17 protein-coding genes are annotated in these 17,932 nt (G+C 60.0%); 3 read left to right on the top strand and 14 right to left on the bottom strand.

Going from position 1 to position 17,932, the window contains the following annotated elements; genetic code table 11:
• Positions 1 to 41: 41 nt before the first annotated feature.
• A complete protein-coding gene (locus GH657_RS09365; protein WP_153100439.1) occupies positions 42 to 668 on the top strand; it encodes a DUF47 domain-containing protein in 627 nt (208 codons plus the stop codon).
• A 12-nt stretch (positions 669 to 680) separates the two neighbouring features.
• A complete protein-coding gene (locus GH657_RS09360; RefSeq protein WP_153100438.1) occupies positions 681 to 1,691 on the top strand; it encodes an inorganic phosphate transporter in 1,011 nt (336 codons plus the stop codon).
• Positions 1,692 to 1,789: 98 nt separating this feature from the next.
• Here the strand turns inward: GH657_RS09360 and GH657_RS09355 are convergent, their stop codons facing one another.
• From GH657_RS09355 to GH657_RS09290, 14 genes are all read right to left on the bottom strand, one after another.
• Positions 1,790 to 2,596, bottom strand: a complete 807-nt coding sequence (locus GH657_RS09355) for an SDR family oxidoreductase (protein ID WP_153100437.1) — start codon at positions 2,594 to 2,596, stop codon at positions 1,790 to 1,792.
• A gap of 100 nt (positions 2,597 to 2,696) precedes the next feature.
• Positions 2,697 to 3,740 carry a C40 family peptidase gene (locus GH657_RS09350; RefSeq protein WP_153100436.1) on the bottom strand — a complete coding sequence of 348 codons (1,044 nt, stop codon included), beginning with the start codon at positions 3,738 to 3,740 and terminating at the stop codon, positions 2,697 to 2,699.
• A gap of 322 nt (positions 3,741 to 4,062) precedes the next feature.
• Complete coding sequence (locus GH657_RS09345) at positions 4,063 to 5,157, bottom strand: hypothetical protein (RefSeq protein WP_153100435.1); 1,095 nt, start codon at positions 5,155 to 5,157, stop codon at positions 4,063 to 4,065.
• Positions 5,158 to 5,529: 372 nt separating this feature from the next.
• Entirely contained in the window at positions 5,530 to 7,293 is a 1,764-nt protein-coding gene (locus tag GH657_RS09340) for a PhoH family protein (RefSeq protein WP_153100434.1), read from the bottom strand.
• 101 nt (positions 7,294 to 7,394) lie between these two features.
• Positions 7,395 to 7,526, bottom strand: a complete 132-nt coding sequence (locus tag GH657_RS18405; RefSeq protein WP_281349371.1) for a hypothetical protein — start codon at positions 7,524 to 7,526, stop codon at positions 7,395 to 7,397.
• A 102-nt stretch (positions 7,527 to 7,628) separates the two neighbouring features.
• Positions 7,629 to 8,090 carry a peroxiredoxin gene (locus tag GH657_RS09330; protein ID WP_153100432.1) on the bottom strand — a complete coding sequence of 154 codons (462 nt, stop codon included), beginning with the start codon at positions 8,088 to 8,090 and terminating at the stop codon, positions 7,629 to 7,631.
• Positions 8,091 to 8,182: 92 nt separating this feature from the next.
• A complete protein-coding gene (locus GH657_RS09325) occupies positions 8,183 to 9,079 on the bottom strand; it encodes a polysaccharide deacetylase family protein (protein WP_153100431.1) in 897 nt (298 codons plus the stop codon).
• Positions 9,080 to 9,089: 10 nt separating this feature from the next.
• Entirely contained in the window at positions 9,090 to 10,139 is a 1,050-nt protein-coding gene (locus GH657_RS09320; RefSeq protein ID WP_153100430.1) for a bifunctional UDP-4-keto-pentose/UDP-xylose synthase, read from the bottom strand.
• Positions 10,136 to 11,110 carry a formyltransferase gene (locus GH657_RS09315; protein ID WP_153100429.1) on the bottom strand — a complete coding sequence of 325 codons (975 nt, stop codon included), beginning with the start codon at positions 11,108 to 11,110 and terminating at the stop codon, positions 10,136 to 10,138. Before GH657_RS09315 ends, GH657_RS09320 begins: the two co-directional genes overlap by 4 nt.
• Positions 11,107 to 12,153 (bottom strand): glycosyltransferase, encoded by a 1,047-nt coding sequence (locus GH657_RS09310; RefSeq protein WP_153101704.1) that lies wholly within the window; start codon positions 12,151 to 12,153, stop codon positions 11,107 to 11,109. The genes GH657_RS09315 and GH657_RS09310 overlap by 4 nt, the downstream gene beginning before the upstream one ends.
• Before the next feature lie 39 nt (positions 12,154 to 12,192).
• Positions 12,193 to 13,344 carry a DegT/DnrJ/EryC1/StrS family aminotransferase gene (locus GH657_RS09305; RefSeq protein ID WP_153100428.1) on the bottom strand — a complete coding sequence of 384 codons (1,152 nt, stop codon included), beginning with the start codon at positions 13,342 to 13,344 and terminating at the stop codon, positions 12,193 to 12,195.
• Between the two features lie 121 nt (positions 13,345 to 13,465).
• Positions 13,466 to 13,837, bottom strand: coding sequence for an SMR family transporter (locus GH657_RS09300; RefSeq protein WP_153100427.1), 372 nt, complete (start codon positions 13,835 to 13,837; stop codon positions 13,466 to 13,468).
• A gap of 21 nt (positions 13,838 to 13,858) precedes the next feature.
• Complete coding sequence (locus GH657_RS09295) at positions 13,859 to 15,556, bottom strand: glycosyltransferase family 39 protein (protein WP_153100426.1); 1,698 nt, start codon at positions 15,554 to 15,556, stop codon at positions 13,859 to 13,861.
• A 236-nt stretch (positions 15,557 to 15,792) separates the two neighbouring features.
• Positions 15,793 to 16,167 (bottom strand): Mth938-like domain-containing protein, encoded by a 375-nt coding sequence (locus GH657_RS09290; RefSeq protein ID WP_153100425.1) that lies wholly within the window; start codon positions 16,165 to 16,167, stop codon positions 15,793 to 15,795.
• 432 nt (positions 16,168 to 16,599) lie between these two features.
• On the opposite strand from GH657_RS09290, the gene GH657_RS09285 reads away from it, so the two are divergent.
• Positions 16,600 to 17,838 (top strand): pyridoxal phosphate-dependent aminotransferase, encoded by a 1,239-nt coding sequence (locus GH657_RS09285; RefSeq protein WP_174769922.1) that lies wholly within the window; start codon positions 16,600 to 16,602, stop codon positions 17,836 to 17,838.
• Positions 17,839 to 17,932 lie beyond the last annotated feature (94 nt).

Below are 17,932 nucleotides of genomic sequence, written 5' to 3'. Positions count from 1 at the left end.
AGTTTTCTGCCTGCCATCTGTGACCATTTCCCGGGATTCCAATGTTCGGTCGATTCATGCCCACCGAGGGCAAGTTCTTTGAAATCTTCAACGCGCATGCTAAATGCATTGTTTCCGCCAGCCATGAACTAGAGCTGCTGATCGACAATCTGGCGGACGCAGAGATTCATAAGCAAAACGTGCAGGCTGCCGAAAAAGCAGCGGACAAGCTCACGCACGAAACCATCGACCTGCTGCACAAGACGTTCATCACTCCGCTAGACCGCGACGAAATCCATAAACTGATTACCACGATGGACGACATCCTCGACCTGATGGAGGATGTCGCCACGGCTATTTCGCTTTATGACGTTCAGGCAGTGACTTCAGAGGCGAGCCAGCTGGCGCATATCTGTACGGAAACTGCGGAACACGTCCAGTCGGCAGTCGGCATGCTGTCCGACCTGAAGCAGGCCAGTCAGATCCTGAAAGCCTGCGAAGAAATTGATCGCCTTGAGTCGGAAGCCGACCGGGTGCTGCGTTCGGCAATCTCCAAACTGTTCCGTGAAGAAGACAACGTCAAGACGCTGATCAAGCTCAAGGCCATTTACGAGTTGCTCGAATCGATTACCGATAAATGCGAGGATGTTGCCAACATCATCGAAGGCATTGTGCTGGAAAACGCTTAAGCGGACGGGACGATGCATTCGATACAAATTGCCATCTGGGTGGTTGCCGCCCTTGTTACTGTCGCACTGATTTTCGACTTCATGAATGGGTTTCATGATGCCGCGAACTCCATTGCCACAGTCGTTTCGACGGGCGTGCTCAAGCCCCATCAAGCCGTGGCATTTGCCGCTGCATTCAACGTCATTGCGTATTTCGTGTTTCACCTGAAGGTGGCGCAAACGGTCGGCAAAGGCACGATTGATCCCGATATCGTCGATCACTACGTGATCTTCGGCGCGCTGGTGGGGGCCATTGGCTGGAATATCGTCACCTGGTATTACGGCATTCCATCGAGTTCGTCGCATGCGCTGATCGGCGGCCTCGTGGGCGCGGCGCTGGCCAAATCGGGCTGGTGGGCGCTGAATTTTGATGGCTTGCTTAAAACAGTCGCCTTTATTTTCATTTCGCCGCTGCTGGGTTTCGTGCTGGGCTCGTGCTTCATGCTGGCGGTTTCGTGGATTTACTTTCGCACGCCCGCGAGCAAGGTCGACCGGCGTTTCCGTCATCTGCAACTGGTATCGGCGGGGCTGTATAGCCTTGGGCACGGCGGTAACGATGCGCAAAAAACCATCGGTATTATCTGGATGCTGCTGATTGCCTCCGGATACGCTTCGGCCACCGCCGCCGAGCCGCCCGTGTGGGTGATCGCCGGGTGTTATCTGTCGATGGGGCTGGGCACGCTGTTTGGCGGCTGGCGCATCGTGCGCACGATGGGACAGAAAATTACCAAGCTCAAACCTGTCGGTGGCTTTTGTGCCGAATCGGGGGGTGCCATTACGCTTTTTATTGCTTCATGGCTGGGTATTCCGGTTTCAACCACGCATACCATTACAGGTGCCATTGTCGGCGTCGGTGCAACGCGCAAGCTGAGCGCGGTGCGCTGGGGCGTGGCGGGCAATATCATCTGGGCCTGGATCTTGACGATTCCCGCTTCGGCGATGCTTGCCGCTGCGGGATGGTGGGTGGGGCGCCATCTGTTCTAAGGCTATCGGGTGGAGGGCTCAAGACCCTCTACCTGGAGCCCGGCCCTCTACCTGGAGCCAGGATTGCCACGATTTGGCAGCCTGTTCTTTTTAGTTCATCAGATCATCGGCGTGCTTGCGCCATCCATCGGAATGATCGCGCCTGTCACGTAACTCGCCCGGCGGCTTGCCAGAAAGAGTGCGACGTTAGCGACTTCTTCCGGTGTGGCATAGCGTCCAAGCGGCACACGTGCTTCGTCTTGCGCTAAAACTTCATCGCGTGTCAGGCCTTGCCGGCCAGCTTCCAGCGCCAGGGTTTCCTCTAACCGTTCCGTTCGCGTCGCGCCTGGATTGATCGCATTGATGCGGATGCCGTAACGCGCGTAATAGTGTGCGAGCCCCACTGTAGCCAGCATTAAGGCCGCGTTCGCGGCGCCACCTGCGAGATGGATGTCGCTCGCCACTTTGCCACCCATGCCGATGATATTCACGATCGTGCCCGATGCTGCTTCGGGCGCGCTTTCGCGCCGCTGCACCATGTGCCGCAGCACTTCTTGCTGAGGGTTGATATACGGAAAATATTTGGCGTCCATGGCGGCTCTAAAGGCCGCGGCGTCCAGGGCTTCCGGATCGTAGCGGCGCGCGGCGCCTGCGCTATTGATCAGGATGTCAATCGGGCCTAGCGTGGTGCTGGCTTCCTCGACTACGTCGGCAGCGCTGTGGGGGTCATGCATATCGGCGCGAGCCAGATGAACCTGCAAACCGTCGCGGGCCAGTTCCTCGCGCGCCCGGGAGAGATTCGCGGCATCGCGTGAGACGATCGCCACGCGCGCTCCTTCAAACGCGAATGCTCGCGCGCAGGCGAGACCAATACCTTTGCTGCCGCCGGTGATTAACACGACTTTGCCGTTGAGTTCGAGATTCATGATGGCCGCCTGTTGAACAGAAGAATAGATCTGCGAACCATAGCAGAGCCTGTGCTGCGACAGGTTACAGGACGGTAAAGTCAGGCGTGCTGGGTGGAGCCTAGAAGTTGCCGTTGGCGAAGCGGGCAATGGGATCGTCGCTGGGGACGGCGGGTGTCGAGGTACGGATGACCTGAACGTTCGCGCCCGTAGCTTCAGTGTGTTGTGCCCGCTGAGCCTGGCGTAATGCCATTGAGGCGGTGGGGGGTGGTTCAAAGGCATCGCTGGCCGCACCCGGCACACGCGCGGCCGTGATGGCCGTCTCGGCCTGAACCGGGGTGGGCGTGATGGCCCCGGCAGCGAGTGCTTGCCGCTGGGCCGCACTTAGGCTGGGTGGGGGCGGCTCAAACGGGTCCGCTGTTCTTGTCGCGCTAGAAGATGTCGCCACGGGTGTGGTGACAGGCTGGGTGATGGGCCGATTTGCGGCTTGAGTCAGGCGCACGTTTTCGAGGGCAACCTGCGTGGGCTTGACGGCGGCAACTGCTGGCGTGTCCGGTAGCGCTTGCGGTGGCGTCGACATTGAGGCCGATGCTTGATACAGCGGTGCATTGAACGGTGTGGGCGCGGTATTGGGTGGGGCGACCCGGCGAATTCCGTCGAAACGTTTAGCCCAGTAGGGGTTGGTCAGATAGTCGAGGCGAACCGTGCCCCCGGTCGAGGGCGCATTGACGAAGCGCAGCTTGCCGGCATAAATCCCGACGTGAGAGTGTGCCCGTCCGGTCGTATTGAAGAAAATCAGATCGCCTGGGGCAATCTCGTCAGGCTCGATGGTCTGACCGTGGCCGCTCATATCGAGCGTGGTACGCGGCAGGCTGACGGAGGCGGCCCGTAATACGACATAGCGCACCAGCCCGCTGCAATCGAAGCCGCTATCGGGCGTATTGCCGCCCCAGCGGTAAGGCACGCCGACGAGGCTCATCGCCTGAATGGATATTTCTTCACGCCCGATGCTGTGATCGACGAAATTCGGAAAGCCCTGCGGCGGACGAAAACTACCGCTTGGGGCTTGGGCGAGTGAGGGAGCGCTCCGCATCACCTTCTGCGGCGGGCCCGCGCAGGCGGTAAGCAGCAGGACAATCAGCAGTGAAAATCCGAATCGGCGCATGAAACCACAAGCGGGTGAAAAACCCGTCAAGAGAGTGCTGATGGGCGGATGGTAGCCCGCCCAGCATGGCGTAGGCAAGAACTCTTGACAATTTACTTGAAGTCCATGGATAAATAGCTTTGTTTCGGCGAGTGATGCGGGGCGCTTGTACTGTGTTGTTTCTCCCTGGAGTAGCTCACGCAACTTGTGACCTCATTGTGTGAGGTCGGTATCCTGGCGAGATAACGAGACGAACAATCAGCCAGAATCATCAAGATCTGAAGCGACCCCCGAATGACGAGGCTGCCGCCAAGCATTCTGGTGGCAGCCTCGCGGAACGGCTTTAGTGGTCTTTGCTGAGCGTTTTGCTCATCGCACCCTGCAGGTTACCGAGCGCGAAGAACAGGTTGCCGAGTAGCGGAGCAGCCTTGGTGGCGTTCTCTCCGGCGGTCTTGTAGCCGGCTTCCGTCAACGCGCTGCCCAGCGTGGACGATAGCGCCATGCCGGCCCGAGTCGCACCTTGGACGCCTCCAATCCCTGAGATCAGCGCTTGGCCGTAGTGGCCCTGCTGAATGTCACTTTTGAATGCATCCAGGCTGTTCTTCATGGTTTGTACGCCACCTACCAACGTCCCGGTGTTCCCCAGCGAACTGCCGAACTGTTTCCAAAACTTGCTGGCGTCACTGTTTCCCTGGCCGGTTATGACTGGGCCGCCAGCGCTCGCAAGCTCTGCAGCCGTAAGGGTAGTGGCTTGATTTTTGTCCTCTTGTGTCTTGTTTGGATCCCGAGACGTATTGATGGCACTAGCAATCGAGCCTAACGCCGAGCTGGATGACAGGGACTCCATGCCTTTAACTGAAAATGCATCAGATGCGGCCTTAACTTTGTCTGACAGACTTTGGTTTCCGGCCAGGCCGGCAATACTTGAAATGCCGTTCAATGCCGATCCCGTGAAACCCATCAGCGATCCTACTGAACCGACGGCATTGCCAAAGCCTGAAACCGGATTGCCAGAGCGGAAGTCGTTGATCGCATTCCCTACCTGTGTTTGGCCTAATTGATAGTTAGATAGCACGCCGCCCGCACCTTGCGCGATATTCAACAAGTGTTCGGCTGTTGACTTCTCTTTCTCCTGTCCCGCGCGGCCCTGACGATTACTGTCAGTCGATGGATTGGCGGATGTACCGGCGCGAGTGGCAGGAGCGCTGGGTTTCTGCGTTCCAGCTCCGCCGGAGGATGAGGGCTTGGCAAGCGTACCGGCGCGCGCGGAAACCGCATTGTGCTTCTGTATTCCAGCTCCGCTGTCGGACGCCGGCTGTGACGTCACTACAGGCGATGCCCGAAGCGGACGTGCCTTGGTTGCCGGGGATTGAGAGTCGGATTCGTTAGCTTTGTAGCTGGCAATATTATTTTCGGATGCCTTATTGACTCGTTCCATGATTTATCCTTCGAAATGAATGAAAATATTTATGTTCGCTGTCTTTTATAGAACCGCTTGTATTTGAGTATAGTGATTCGGTTCTGAATGCTGTCGTACATTGCGTCTGGCAATAATGCTGCTTTACCTCGGCGCCAATGATGCGCATTTTGCAGGGGTATAGGGTCGCGGATGCTTTACCAAAAAATTATTTAGGAAATAAAATTTCCAGTTGTCTGCTGCTCGCGTGATTATTTTTTTGGAACGGCTTCCATGCATTCCATAAAAAAAGCCACATCGGGCTTGTTGCCCGATGTGGCTTTCAGATTTTTAAAACCAGGCGGATGAATATCCCGGGGACAGGACATCAACCACGAGCCTGAAGCTTGGAGCCTAGAGCACTTCCGAGGCGTAATCGGCCAGCCGTGAGCGCTCGCCACGCGCCAGCGTCACATGACCACTGTGCGTCCAGCCTTTGAAGCGGTCCACCACGTAAGTGAGGCCGGAGCTGCCTTCAGTCAGGTAGGGCGTGTCGATTTGCGCGATATTGCCAAGACAGATGATCTTCGTGCCCGGGCCTGCCCGGGTGACGAGCGTTTTCATTTGCTTGGGCGTCAGATTTTGCGCTTCGTCGATGATCAGATATTTATCGACGAAAGTACGGCCACGCATAAAGCTCATGCTCTTGACCTTCAGACGCGAGCGGATCAGCTCCTGGGTCGCCGCGCGGCCCCATTCGCCAGCGGAATCATCGGTTTTTTGCAGTACTTCGAGGTTGTCATCGAAGGCACCCATCCAGGGCTGCATTTTTTCTTCTTCGGTGCCGGGCAAAAAGCCAATATCTTCGCCGACGGGCACGGTTGCGCGGGTCACGATGATTTCGTTGTAGCGCTTGTCATCGAGCACCTGCGCTAGCCCCGCGGCCAGCGCCATCAAGGTTTTGCCGGTGCCGGCCTGGCCGAGCAGGGTGACGAAATCAACCTCGGGGTTCATCAGCAGGTTCAGCGCGAAATTTTGCTCGCGGTTGCGCGCCGTGATGCCCCAGACGTTGTTCTTGTGATGGCCATAATCGCGCAGGGTTTGCAGTAACGCGGTTTTACCGTTGAGTTCGCGCACGATGGCATGGAACGCGGGTTCGCCGTTTTGCGGCTCGAGATAGACAAACTCATTGACCAGCATCGACGCACACAACGGCCCGGTTATGCGATAAAACGTCGTGCCGTTTTTGGTGTCCTGCCAGCTTTCCATGCCCTTGCCATGCTTGTTCCAGAAATCCTGGGGCAGTGCGCGAATGCCGGAATAAAGCAGATCCTTGTCTTCCAGCACCTGGTCGTTGAAGTAGTCTTCCGCGGGCAGGCCAAGGGCGTGCGCCTTGATGCGCATGTTGATGTCTTTCGACACCAGCACGACCTGGCGGTCTTGCCGTTCACGCTGCAAGGCTCGCACCACGCCGAGGATCTGGTTATCTGCCTTGCCTTGCGGCAGGCCGTCCACGGGTTCGATGTGCGTGAGCGTGGTCTGGAAATACAGGCACCCCAATGCTTCGCGGCTGCCAAGGCGCGAGAGCGCGATGCCTGCCGAAATTTCCCCTGCGTAGGCGACTAACGCATCGAGCGTGCGGCTCACCTGGCGTGCGTTGCGCGCCACTTCCGACATGCCCTTTTTGTGGTTGTCGAGTTCCTCGAGCGTCATCATCGGCAGATAGACGTCGTGCTCTTCGAAGCGGAACAGGCAGCTTGGGTCGTGCATCAACACGTTGGTATCGAGCACGAACAGCTTGCGCATTTCGAGCTCGCCGCGGTTGTTGTTGCGCTTGCTGGAACGGGTAGGCGTGGCGGGTGCAGCCAGGGCTGCGGCGGCATCGTTGGCCGGTTTTCTCTTCGCACGCGCGGCTACCGGCTCGCGTGCGGGTGCAGCCGGAGCCGGAGCCAGTACGGCGGCAGGCGCGCTCGGGACCGGTTGCAAAAGCGCAGCAGTTTGCCGCGATTTCCGGTTGCGCCCGGGGGCTGTCTCGGGCTCGGCTGCAACGCTTACCGGTTGCAATGCTGAAGCCGTGCTGGCGGCTTTTTTACCTGCTTTAGCGGGTTGAGCGCTGGCCTTGTATTCGTCAGCGGGCAGTAACGTGCCCAGTTTGCTGGGGGGGGTAGGCAAAGGCATGATTTCCCTCGAAAGATTCGGGTCACATATCGTGCGCCGTCTGTCGCATCCTGCGGTGCTGGGCAGCGGCACGCAGGCTGCGCCAAAAGGCGCGCTTCGGTCTAGAAATGCCAGTTCGCCTGTGTTTCGATGGGCTCCTTGACGAAAGCGCAAGAACGAATAAAAGAACGTCCTGACACCATGAAAAAAGCCGCTGCCCAGGCATAACGGGCAAGCGGCTCGGCTTCGGTCATCGCTGTGTCCTGTACGCGCTCAGTCATGCAAACGTGGGACTGGGCAGGGCGATGAAAAGTAGGGGATAGATAGGCATGCATTGCGGCCCAATATAGCGCGGCTCACAACGCTTGTACAGCTTGCAGGATATCTGCGACATGCCCGGGCACCTTGACGCCGCGCCACTCGTGACGAAGCACACCGGCGGCGTCGATGAGGAAGGTTGAGCGCTCGATGCCGCGTACTTCCCGGCCATACATTTTTTTCAGCTTCATCACGCCAAACAGCATGCACAGCGTTTCTTGCGGGTCGGAAATCAGGGCAAACGGCAGTTCGAGTTTGGCTTTGAAATTGTCGTGCGAGCGCAGGCTGTCGCGTGACACACCAATGATTTCAGCGCCCGCAGCCTGAAACGCCGGATACAGGTCGCGGAACTGCAAGCTTTCAGTGGTGCAGCCGGGGGTGTTGTCTTTCGGATAGAAATACAGCACTACCTTTTTACCCCTCAGGCTGGACAGCGTGATATCCGCGCCGGTTGCCAGTGCGGTGAAGTCGGGGACGGGTTGGTCAACTGCAATAGACACGGAGGGCTCCGGTTGTAATGGACTGACAGACGGACTGACAGACGACGAACTGGCGATGACGCGCGGCGGGCAGCGCACTTGACGTTTAACGCTTACCCGGGCTGGACGATCAGCTCTCCGGCGCGTCCGGGAATTTCGCCCCATGCGACGGGGTAAGCGGGCAACGTCTCACGGTTTAACGTGGCATGGTAGTCGCCCATCGTGGCAAAAGTATGGCCTTGTGCACGCCAGCCAGCCAGCAGTTGCTCAAAGACGGGGGCCAGCTTTTGTCCTTCGAGTTCGGCATGTAGCGTGAAAACCTGATCGTGTGTGATGTGTTCAGTGTGCTTGAGCAGCCACGCCGCGATATTGCCTGTGTCAATCCCGTCGGTGCCCAGAACTTCATCGAGGGTCGGCAGCGTCGTGGGGATCTGCACATGCGTGAGCGCGCGGCCCGCGACCACCGGAAAGTAGGGCTCATGGCCGCGTCCATCCGAGGCATAACGCATGCCCCAGGCGTCGATTTGTTCAAAGGCGTGATCGTTCATTTGCCAGCCTGCCGCGCCATGCGTTGGCGGTGGCGTGCCGAAGATGTCGCAAAACCGCTCGTAGCTGCGCTGCATCTGGGCGACGGTCCACTCACGCGGGCGTTGGCGTACGTTGTCCTGCCAGTAGACGTGATCCCATGTATGAATGCCGCACTCAAGGCCCGCCTGCTGAATGGCGCGCATGTCCGCGGCGGCGCGCCGGCCGATATCCGGGCCTGGCAACAGGACGCCGTACATCAGCTGGCGGATGCCGTAGTGTTCCACCACCGAGGTGCGCGACACCTTCCGCAGAAAACCCGGCCGAAACACGCGGCGCATCGCCCAGCCCGTGTGATCGGGCCCAAGACTAAAAAGAAACGTGGCGCGTGCGTCGAAACGCTCACACAGGCGTGCCAGATTGGGCACGCCTTCGCGGGTGCCACGCAACGTATCGACGTCAACCTTCAGAACGATCCGGGGCAAGATGGCTCGCCTAGTGCGGTTCGACGAGGGCACGTGCCTCGCCGACATGGCCGCGATACGCTTCGAAAATCTTGCGCAGCGCGTCGTCGAAGGTCGAGGCCGGAGCCCAGCCGAGTTCCTGCATCGTATTGTCGATTTTGGGCACGCGGTTTTGCACGTCCTGGTAGCCCGTGCCGTAATACGCGCCCGATGAGGTCTCGACCAACTGCACTTTTTTGGCTTCGCTGGCGTACTCGGGGAATTCGGCCGCCAGTGCGAGCATCTTGTGCGCCAGTTCGCGCACCGAGAAATTATTCTTCGGATTGCCAATGTTGTAGATCTTGCCCGAGGCCACGCCCTTGGCGTTTTCGATGATTTTCATCAGGGCGCTGATGCCGTCGTCGATATCGGTGAAGGCCCGCTTTTGCGCACCGCCGTCAACGAGGCTGATGTTCTCGCCGCGCACGATATGGCCGAGAAACTGGGTGACCACGCGCGAGCTGCCTTCTTTCGGGGTGTAGATCGAATCGAGCCCAGGGCCAATCCAGTTGAATGGCCGAAACAGCGTGAAGTTCAGCCCTTCCTGCATGCCGTAACCCCAGATCACGCGGTCCATCAGTTGCTTGGAGCAGGCGTAGATCCAGCGCGGCTTGTTGATCGGGCCATAGGTGAGTTCGGAGGCGTCGGGGTCGAAGGCTTCGTCGGCGCACATGCCGTAGACCTCGGAGGTCGACGGAAACACCAGATGCTTGCCGTACTTGACGGCGGAACGCACGATCGGCAGGTTCGCTTCGAAATCGAGTTCGAACACGCGCAGCGGCTGTTGCACATAGGTGGCTGGCGTGGCGATGGCAACCAGCGGCAGGATCACATCGCATTTTTTGACGTGATATTCGACCCATTCCCTGTTGATCGTGATATCGCCTTCAAAAAAATGCATCCGCTCGTGATGGAGCAGATCGCCCAGGCGGTCGGTTTGCATGTCCATGCCGAACACTTCCCAGTCGGTCGTTTCGAGGATGCGTTTGGACAGGTGATGGCCGATGAAGCCATTAACACCCAGAATCAGGACTTTTTTCATGAATGACGACAAGAGTGAAGGAGCTGGGCCAGTTCGGCGGGGGTGACGAAGGTGTCGATGAAGGTGTCGATTTGGCTCTCGCCCTGGAGAGGGGGAGGCTCGTGCGGCCCGGACGCTCGCTGTAATGCGTGGATTCGCAGCGCGCGGCCATCGCCGCATTGGGCAAAAACGGCATTATCGCTTACGTGGAGCCCGACGGGCAAATCAGAGGGTAGCGCGCCGGGCGCCGCGAGCCGTGCCCGCGCCACGATCAGGCGTGTGCCATTGATCTCGGTGAACGCCCCCGGATAGGGCGGCGCAACCGCGCGAATCAGGTTATAGACCTGCTGCGCGCTCTGGTTCCAGTCAATGCGGCCATCCTCGGGCGTGCGAGCGCCGAAGTAGCTGCCCTGAGCCAGGTCGTTGGGCAGATGCGGGGCTTCGCCTGCCAGCAGCGCAGGCAGCACGCGCCAGAGCGTTTGCTCGGCGGCGACGGTGACTTTATCGAAGACTTGGGCTGCGGTGTCGTCAGGCAGGATCGGCACGCTGGTCTGGCCGAGGATCGCGCCCGCATCGGGTTTGGCCGTCATCTCATGCAGCGTCGCGCCGGTTTCGCTGGCGCCATGCAGCACGGCCCAGTTGGTCGGCACCCGGCCCCGATAGTGCGGCAGCAGCGAGCCATGCATGTTGTATGCGCCGCGCGGCGCCAGCGCCAGCAGCGCGACGGGCAGCATGTGGCGGTAGTAAAAAGAAAAAATGAAATCGGGCTGGGCGGCGCGCACGGCTTCGTGCAACTCGGCTTGCTGAGCGCCGGTGAGCGTTGGGATGCCCTGTTCGGCGGCCACTTCGGCCACGCTGTCAAACCAGATCCGTTCGTTCGGGTTGTCTTCGTGCGTGACCACCAGGGCGACGTCGACGCCGCGCGCCAGCAGCACCTGCAGGCAGCGCACGCCCACGTTGTGATAAGCGAATACGACGGCGCGAGGTCTCACGGGCGGCTCCCCCGGCCGCTGCCTGATACGGTCGGCGGGTGCGGCGTTTGGGTCACGGCGAGGCCGTTGCGCTGCTCGAGAATGGTCTGCACCAGATAGCGCGGCCGGGCCCGCACTTGCTGATAAATCCGGCCGATGTACTCGCCTAGCAGCCCTAACGCGAAAATAATCACGCCGAGTAAAAAGAAGGTGATCGCAAACAGCGTGAACACGCCCTGGACTTCAGCGCCGACGATGAAGCGGCGAACCAGCAGCAGCACAAATAACGCTGCCGAGCCCAGCGACAGGATGACGCCGATAAACGAGAGCCATTGCAACGGCACGACCGAAAACCCTGTCACCAGATCAAAATTGAGGCGGATCAGGCTATACAGCGAGTATTTGGATTCGCCGGCGAAACGTTCTTCATGCGCGACTTCGATTTCGACGGGGTTTTGCGCGAAGGTGTAAGCGAGCGCCGGAATAAACGTGTTGATCTCGCCGCAGCAGTTGATCGTATCCACGATATGGCGGCTATACGCGCGCAGCATGCAGCCCTGATCGGTCATCCGGATGCGTGTGATGCGCTCGCGCACGCGGTTCATCATCTGCGAGGCCTTGCGCCGCCACAGGCTGTCCTGGCGTTGCAGGCGGATCGTGCCCACGTAGTCATAGCCCTCGCGCATCTTGGCCGCGAGGCGGCTGATTTCTTCGGGCGGGTTTTGCAAGTCGGCGTCGAGCGTGATGATGATGTCGCCGCGCGACTGCTCGAAGCCCGCGAGGATCGCCATGTGCTGGCCATAGTTGCCGTTGAGCAGGATCACCCGCGTGGTGTCGGGGCGCGCGCGAAACTGCCTGGCCAGCAGCGCGGCGGACTGGTCGCGGCTGCCGTCGTTGACGAAGATCACCTCGTAACCGGTTCCCAGCGCATCGAGCGCGGGATAGAGCCGTGCGTAGAGCGCCGCCAGCCCTGCTTCTTCGTTGAAGACGGGAATGATGATCGAGATTTCCGGCGTGGTGACGTGTGGGGCAGCTTCTGTGCTGGCTTGTGCTCCGGTTTCCATGGCGGTCTCCGCGGGTATCCCTGTCTGGCTCATGTGCGCTTATTTTCCGTGTTGTTCGCAAATTTCATTGATGGCGCGGCAGACCCGCATCACATCGGCTTCGGTCATTTGAGTGAAAAGGGGGAGTGTGACGGTGCTCGCGCCAAAGCGTTCCGCATGCGGGAACATGCCTTCCGCGAAGCCGCGCGCACGGTATAGCGAAAACAGGTGGATCGCGGGGTAGTGCACGCCGGAGCCAATGCCGTGCGCTTTCAGCGCTTCCATGAAGGCGGCGCGTGTGAGCGTGAGGTGTTCCAGCGGCAGCGTGATCTGGAACATGTGCCAGTTGCTGTTATCGAAATCCGCCAGCGGCAGGCCGAGACCCAGTTTTACTGCGGCACCGTCGGCGAGGCCGGCGAAATAAGCCTGCGCCAGTTTGCGGCGTTGTGCGGTGAAGCGTTCGATATGCGGTAACTGACCCAGCCCCACCCGGGCGGCGACATCCGTCAGGTTGTACTTGCCGCCCAGCACATCGCAGTCCATGCCGTCAAAACCCGTGCGCGTAATGCCTTGCAGCCGGTACTTTTGCGCCAGCAGCGCTTCGTCCTCGCTATTGAGCACGAGCGCGCCTCCTTCGATCGACGTCAGGTTCTTGTTGGCATGAAAGCTGAACGAGACGATGTCGCCCAACTGGCCAATGCGCGTGCCCTTCCAGCTCGAACCGAATGCCTGGGCGGCATCTTCGATCACGCGCAGCTTGTGGTTGCGGGCGATGCGGTAAAGATGATCCATATCGACGGGCAAGCCCGACAGATACACCGGCATGAGGGCTTTGGTGCGTGGGGTGATGGCTTGTTCCAGCAGGTTCAGGTCGATATTGCGGGTGCGCGGATCGATATCGACGAACACCGGCATGGCGCCGGTTTCGATGATGACGTTGCTGGTGGCGACCCACGATGCGGGCGTCGTGATGACTTCGTCACCCGGGCCCACGCCGGCGATGCGCAAGCCGATTTCAAGCGTCGCGGTGCCTGAATTGAAGGTGCGCACGGGACGCCCACCGCAATAGGTCGAGAGTTCGGCTTCGAACTGCTGGTTTTGCGGGCCCGTGGTGATCCAGCCTGAGCGCAGCACATCGGCCACGCCCGCGATGGTGGCTTCGTCGATTTCCGGGCGGACAAACGGCAAAAATGGAACAGAGGACTGAGTCATCGGGGTCCCGAATGATTGAGCTAAATAAAAAAGGGCAGCCAGGCCAAAGCATGCTGCAACAAAGGATTTTGTCTTTCGGCTGCGCGGGGTTGCCAGCGTCAGCGGATCAATCCGGGGGTGCCTAGCTGCGCGCCAGCACCACCACGCCGAGCAGGATGATGCCAATGCCGATCAGGCGTTGCAACGACAGCACTTCGCCAAACAGATACCAGGCCGCGAAGGCATTGACGACATAGCCCAGCGACAGCATGGGATAGGCAATCGACACGTCGACCCGCGACAGCCCGAGAATCCAGACCACCACGCTGATCACATAGCACGCAAGCCCGCCGATGACCGGCCATTGGGTGGCGAGTTTGAAACCGATGGGCAGGATGTTCGCACGGGTGAAATCGAAGTGTCCAACGGCATTGGTGCCCGCTTTGAGCAGCAACTGGGCGCAAGCGTTTAACGCCACGCCCAGCAGGATACAAACGAGCGAAACAGGATTCATGAATGCGTTCCGGGAGGCGGGTCAGGGTTGCGCTTTGGCAGCGGGTTTAGCGACGATCACGCGGCGCGAATCGCGGGCAATCACTTGCATCGGCACGTGCTGCGCCTGAAATTCTTCATATTTTTCCACGGGGAGCAGGGCGAGCGCATAGGGCTCGGCGGCCCAGCGCTGGCGCCATGCATCGAGGGTGGGTACCCATTTTTGCGGCTCGACGGAGACGCCAAACGCCAGTTCGTCGGCGTGCTGCACCATGATCGTGGTGTGGCCGATGTAAAACGGTAACGTGTGATCCAGCACGCCCACTGAGTAAAACGGCGTGTCGGGCGGCATCTTGTCCAGTACGGCGCGGATCGTGGGCGCGAGCGGCGCCCCTGAACTGAGGCGGCCAAAAATGTTGTGACCGGTGCCTGCAATCGTGCCTAGCAGCAGCCAGGCCGCGCCGAACATGACCACGGACGCCGCGATGCCGTTTTTGCTGCGGCGGTTCAGCCAGAGCGCGACCAGCGTCAGCGCGAAGGCCACCGCGAGGGCAGCCAGCACCCAGCCACGGTACGCGACATACAGCTCGTTGGGATTGCGGCTATCGCCCGCGCGGCCCAGAACAATCGCGGCGACGATGGCGGCGGCCAGCAGAAACACGGCATAGCCCGCCAGATGAAAGCGCCATTGCGTGCGTGTGACCAGCGGCAAATACAGGCCGATCAGCAGCGCGAGGGCGGGCGCGATGGGCAGCACATAAGAGACGAGTTTGGAATGCGAGGCGCTGAAAAACACGAAGATGAAGCCGGCCCAGACCAGCAGCAAGATCACGGGCGAAAAGCCATTGGGCTGGCGCGGCAGGCGCAGGGCATGGCGGATGCTTTGCACGCTGAGCGACAGCCAGGGCAAGAAGCCCACGAGGATCACCGCGACGAAGTAATACACCGGGCCGGGCCGGTTTTGCTCGGGGGTGAGGTAGCGCTGGAACTGCTGGACGATGAAAAAGAAATTCAGGAATTCCGGATTGCGTTGCTGCACCAGCACGAACCAGGGCATGGCGATCAGGAGAAAGAGAATGAGTCCGCTGGCCAGATAGAGGCGCTTCCAGACGGCCCAGTCGCGTGCCGCGAACGTATAGAGCACTAGCACGGCGCCGGGCAGGATGAGGCCGATCAGCCCTTTTGACAGCACCGCGAGGGCCATCGAGGCCCAGCATAGCCACATCCAGAGCCGCACCTGGCGGCCTGCCAGGTTGGGACGCTGCGCCAGCAGCAAGGCGCACAGCGAGAGCTCCATCCAGAACGACAGGCCCATGTCGAGCGCATTGAAGTGGCCCATCAGGTTCCAGTAGGGCGACGTGGCGAGCACGACAGCGGCGAAGAAACCTGTGGCGGCGTTAAACACCCGGGCGCCGGTATAGCCGGCCAGCAGCACGCCAGCGAAGCCTGTGAGCGCGGTATAGAGCCGCGCCTGCCAGTCGCCGATGCCGAACCAGGCGAACGTCAGCGCATTGGCCCAGGTTTGCAGCGGTGGTTTTTCGAAATATTTGTAGCCGTTGTAGCGCGGCGTGATCCAGTCGCCGGTCACGAACATTTCGCGCGCCATTTCGGCGTACCGGCCCTCGTCGCTCGGCAGCAGATAGCGCCAGCCGAGTGGTACGAACCAGACTACCGCAAGCGCCAGTATCAGCAGCAAGAGCGTGTTGCGCTGGAGCGTTAGCCGGTAAGGCGTATCGTTCATGAGGTTTTAACCTGTTGATAAAAAAGGACGTGCCGCTGGCGCGGCGCCGTGCGGGAGAGCAGGCCCACGCCGGCTGGCCGGGTGACACGCGGTGCAACGGCAGGACGGCGCAGGACGACATCGCCGGGCAGTTTACGCGATTGGCGCCGGCTGCTGGCATAAACCGCATGTTCGTGGGCTTAATCGAGTGTACGAATGTACAACTGGGGCCGCCAGCAACTGCCGCTAGCGCGGGCTTAGGCCTCGATGAGCAGTGCTGCCGCGACCTTGCGGCCTTCGGCGATCAGGATGTTATAGGTACGGCAAGCGGCCTTGAAATCCATGGTTTCGACGCCGATCCGCTGGGCGGAAAGCGCCGCTGTCAGGCGCGGATGTGGAAAGCGCAGGCGAGGGCCACTGCCAAAGATGACCAGTTCGGGGCCGAGCGCGAGCAGCAAGTCGAAATCGGCGGCCGTGAGTGTATCGAATGCCGTCACCGGCCAGGCGATAACCGGCACGTCAGGCAGCAGCACGATGCTGCCGCTATGCCGCTGAAGATTGATCTCGACGTAACCGGGGCCATAGCCGGTGACCGTATTGAGTGCGCCGCTGGAGTCCTGGTGGAGTTTCAAGTGGGTGTTCCGGAGGTTCGGGGTTCGTGGAAGGCGGGTATCGCCGCACGGCCTTGTGCGCCAGCCATTGCCGCCGCGGTCTGTGCAAGTTTGTGCATTGCGGAAGTCGGCTAAAATCCGCTAAATTATAACTTTTCGTCCGACGTTCGCAGCGGGGCTGGGCGTGCGTGCCGGATGAAGCGCTGGATGCGAGGCCGGGTGGAGGCCTGAGCAAAGGCTTGAGCAAAGGCCTGAGCGGGAACGCTTCGGATGCTTCTGGCGAGGCTTCCCGCCGCAGAGGTTCGTGATTTCCAGATTGTTGCGACGTTGTATCCGGGCTGTATTGGGGCCGTATCCGGGCTGTATCCATGCCGTTTCAATGTTTGTTTCAATGTTTTTTCAAGGCCTTTAGGGCTTGTCCGCTTGACTCAATTCCAGGATGAAGTACCCGCCGTGAAACCGATTCTCAAATCCAACAAGCTGCAAAACGTCTGCTATGACATTCGCGGGCCCGTTCTCGAACACGCCAAGCGGCTGGAAGAAGAAGGCCATCGCATCATCAAGCTGAATATTGGCAATCTCGCCGCGTTCGGCTTCGATGCGCCGGACGAAATCATTCAGGACATGATCCTGAACCTGCCGGGCTCGTCGGGGTATTCCGACTCCAAAGGGGTGTTCGCGGCGCGCAAGGCGATCATGCATTACGCCCAGGAAAAAGGCGTGCAAGGCGTCGAACTCGACGATATCTACATCGGCAACGGCGCCTCCGAGCTGATCGTGATGGCGCTGCAGGCACTGCTCAACAATGGCGACGAGGTCTTGCTGCCCGCGCCGGATTACCCGCTCTGGACGGCCGGTGTCAGCCTGTCGGGCGGCACGCCCGTGCATTACACCTGCGATGAAGCCAACCGCTGGATGCCCGATCCGGACGACATTCGCCGCAAGATCACGCCCAACACGCGGGCACTCGTCATCATCAATCCCAATAACCCAACCGGTGCGCTGTATTCGGACGCGCTGCTGCTCGAACTCATCGACATCGCGCGCCAGCACGGCCTGATGATTTTCGCCGACGAGGTCTATGACAAGATCGTCTACGACGGCTTGCAGCACACGGCCATCGGGGCGCTGTCCGAAGACGTGCTGACCGTGACATTCAATAGCCTGTCCAAGAGCTATCGCTCGTGCGGCTACCGTGCGGGCTGGATGTACGTGTCGGGGCTGATGGGCGCCAACCGGCAGCGCGCCAAAGATTATTTCGAAGGGCTGGGCATTCTGGCGTCGATGCGCCTGTGTCCGAACGTGCCGGGTCAATATGCGATCCAGACCGCGCTGGGCGGCTACCAGAGCATTCAGGACTTGATCATGCCCGGCGGCCGTCTTTATCGCCAGCGCCAGGTGGCTTACGACCTGCTCACGGCCATTCCGGGCGTGAGCTGCGTCAAGCCTGATGCAGCGCTGTATATGTTCCCGCGGCTCGATCCGAAGATGTATCCGATTGAAAACGACCAGCAGTTCATTCTCGATTTGCTGCTCGCCGAGCGGGTGCTGCTGGTGCAAGGCAGCGGCTTCAACTGGAAAACGCCCGATCACTTCCGCGTCGTGTTTTTGCCGAATGTCGACGATCTGACCGATTCGATTAGCCGCATCGCCCGTTTTCTCGACGGTTACCGCAAACGTCACGCGGCCTGATGGCCGGATGGCTTTATGGCTTGATACCTGATACGCCGGGTTCGTTGCCTGGGCGGTGGCGCTTGCCCGACGAGGCGCTTTTCGCCTTCCGCCT

This window comes from Paraburkholderia hayleyella (assembly GCF_009455685.1).
GTDB classification, from domain to species: Bacteria; Pseudomonadota; Gammaproteobacteria; order Burkholderiales; family Burkholderiaceae; genus Paraburkholderia; species Paraburkholderia hayleyella.
The sequence above is the reverse complement of the archived record's forward strand: the minus strand, read 5'-3'. Positions and strand labels throughout refer to the sequence as shown.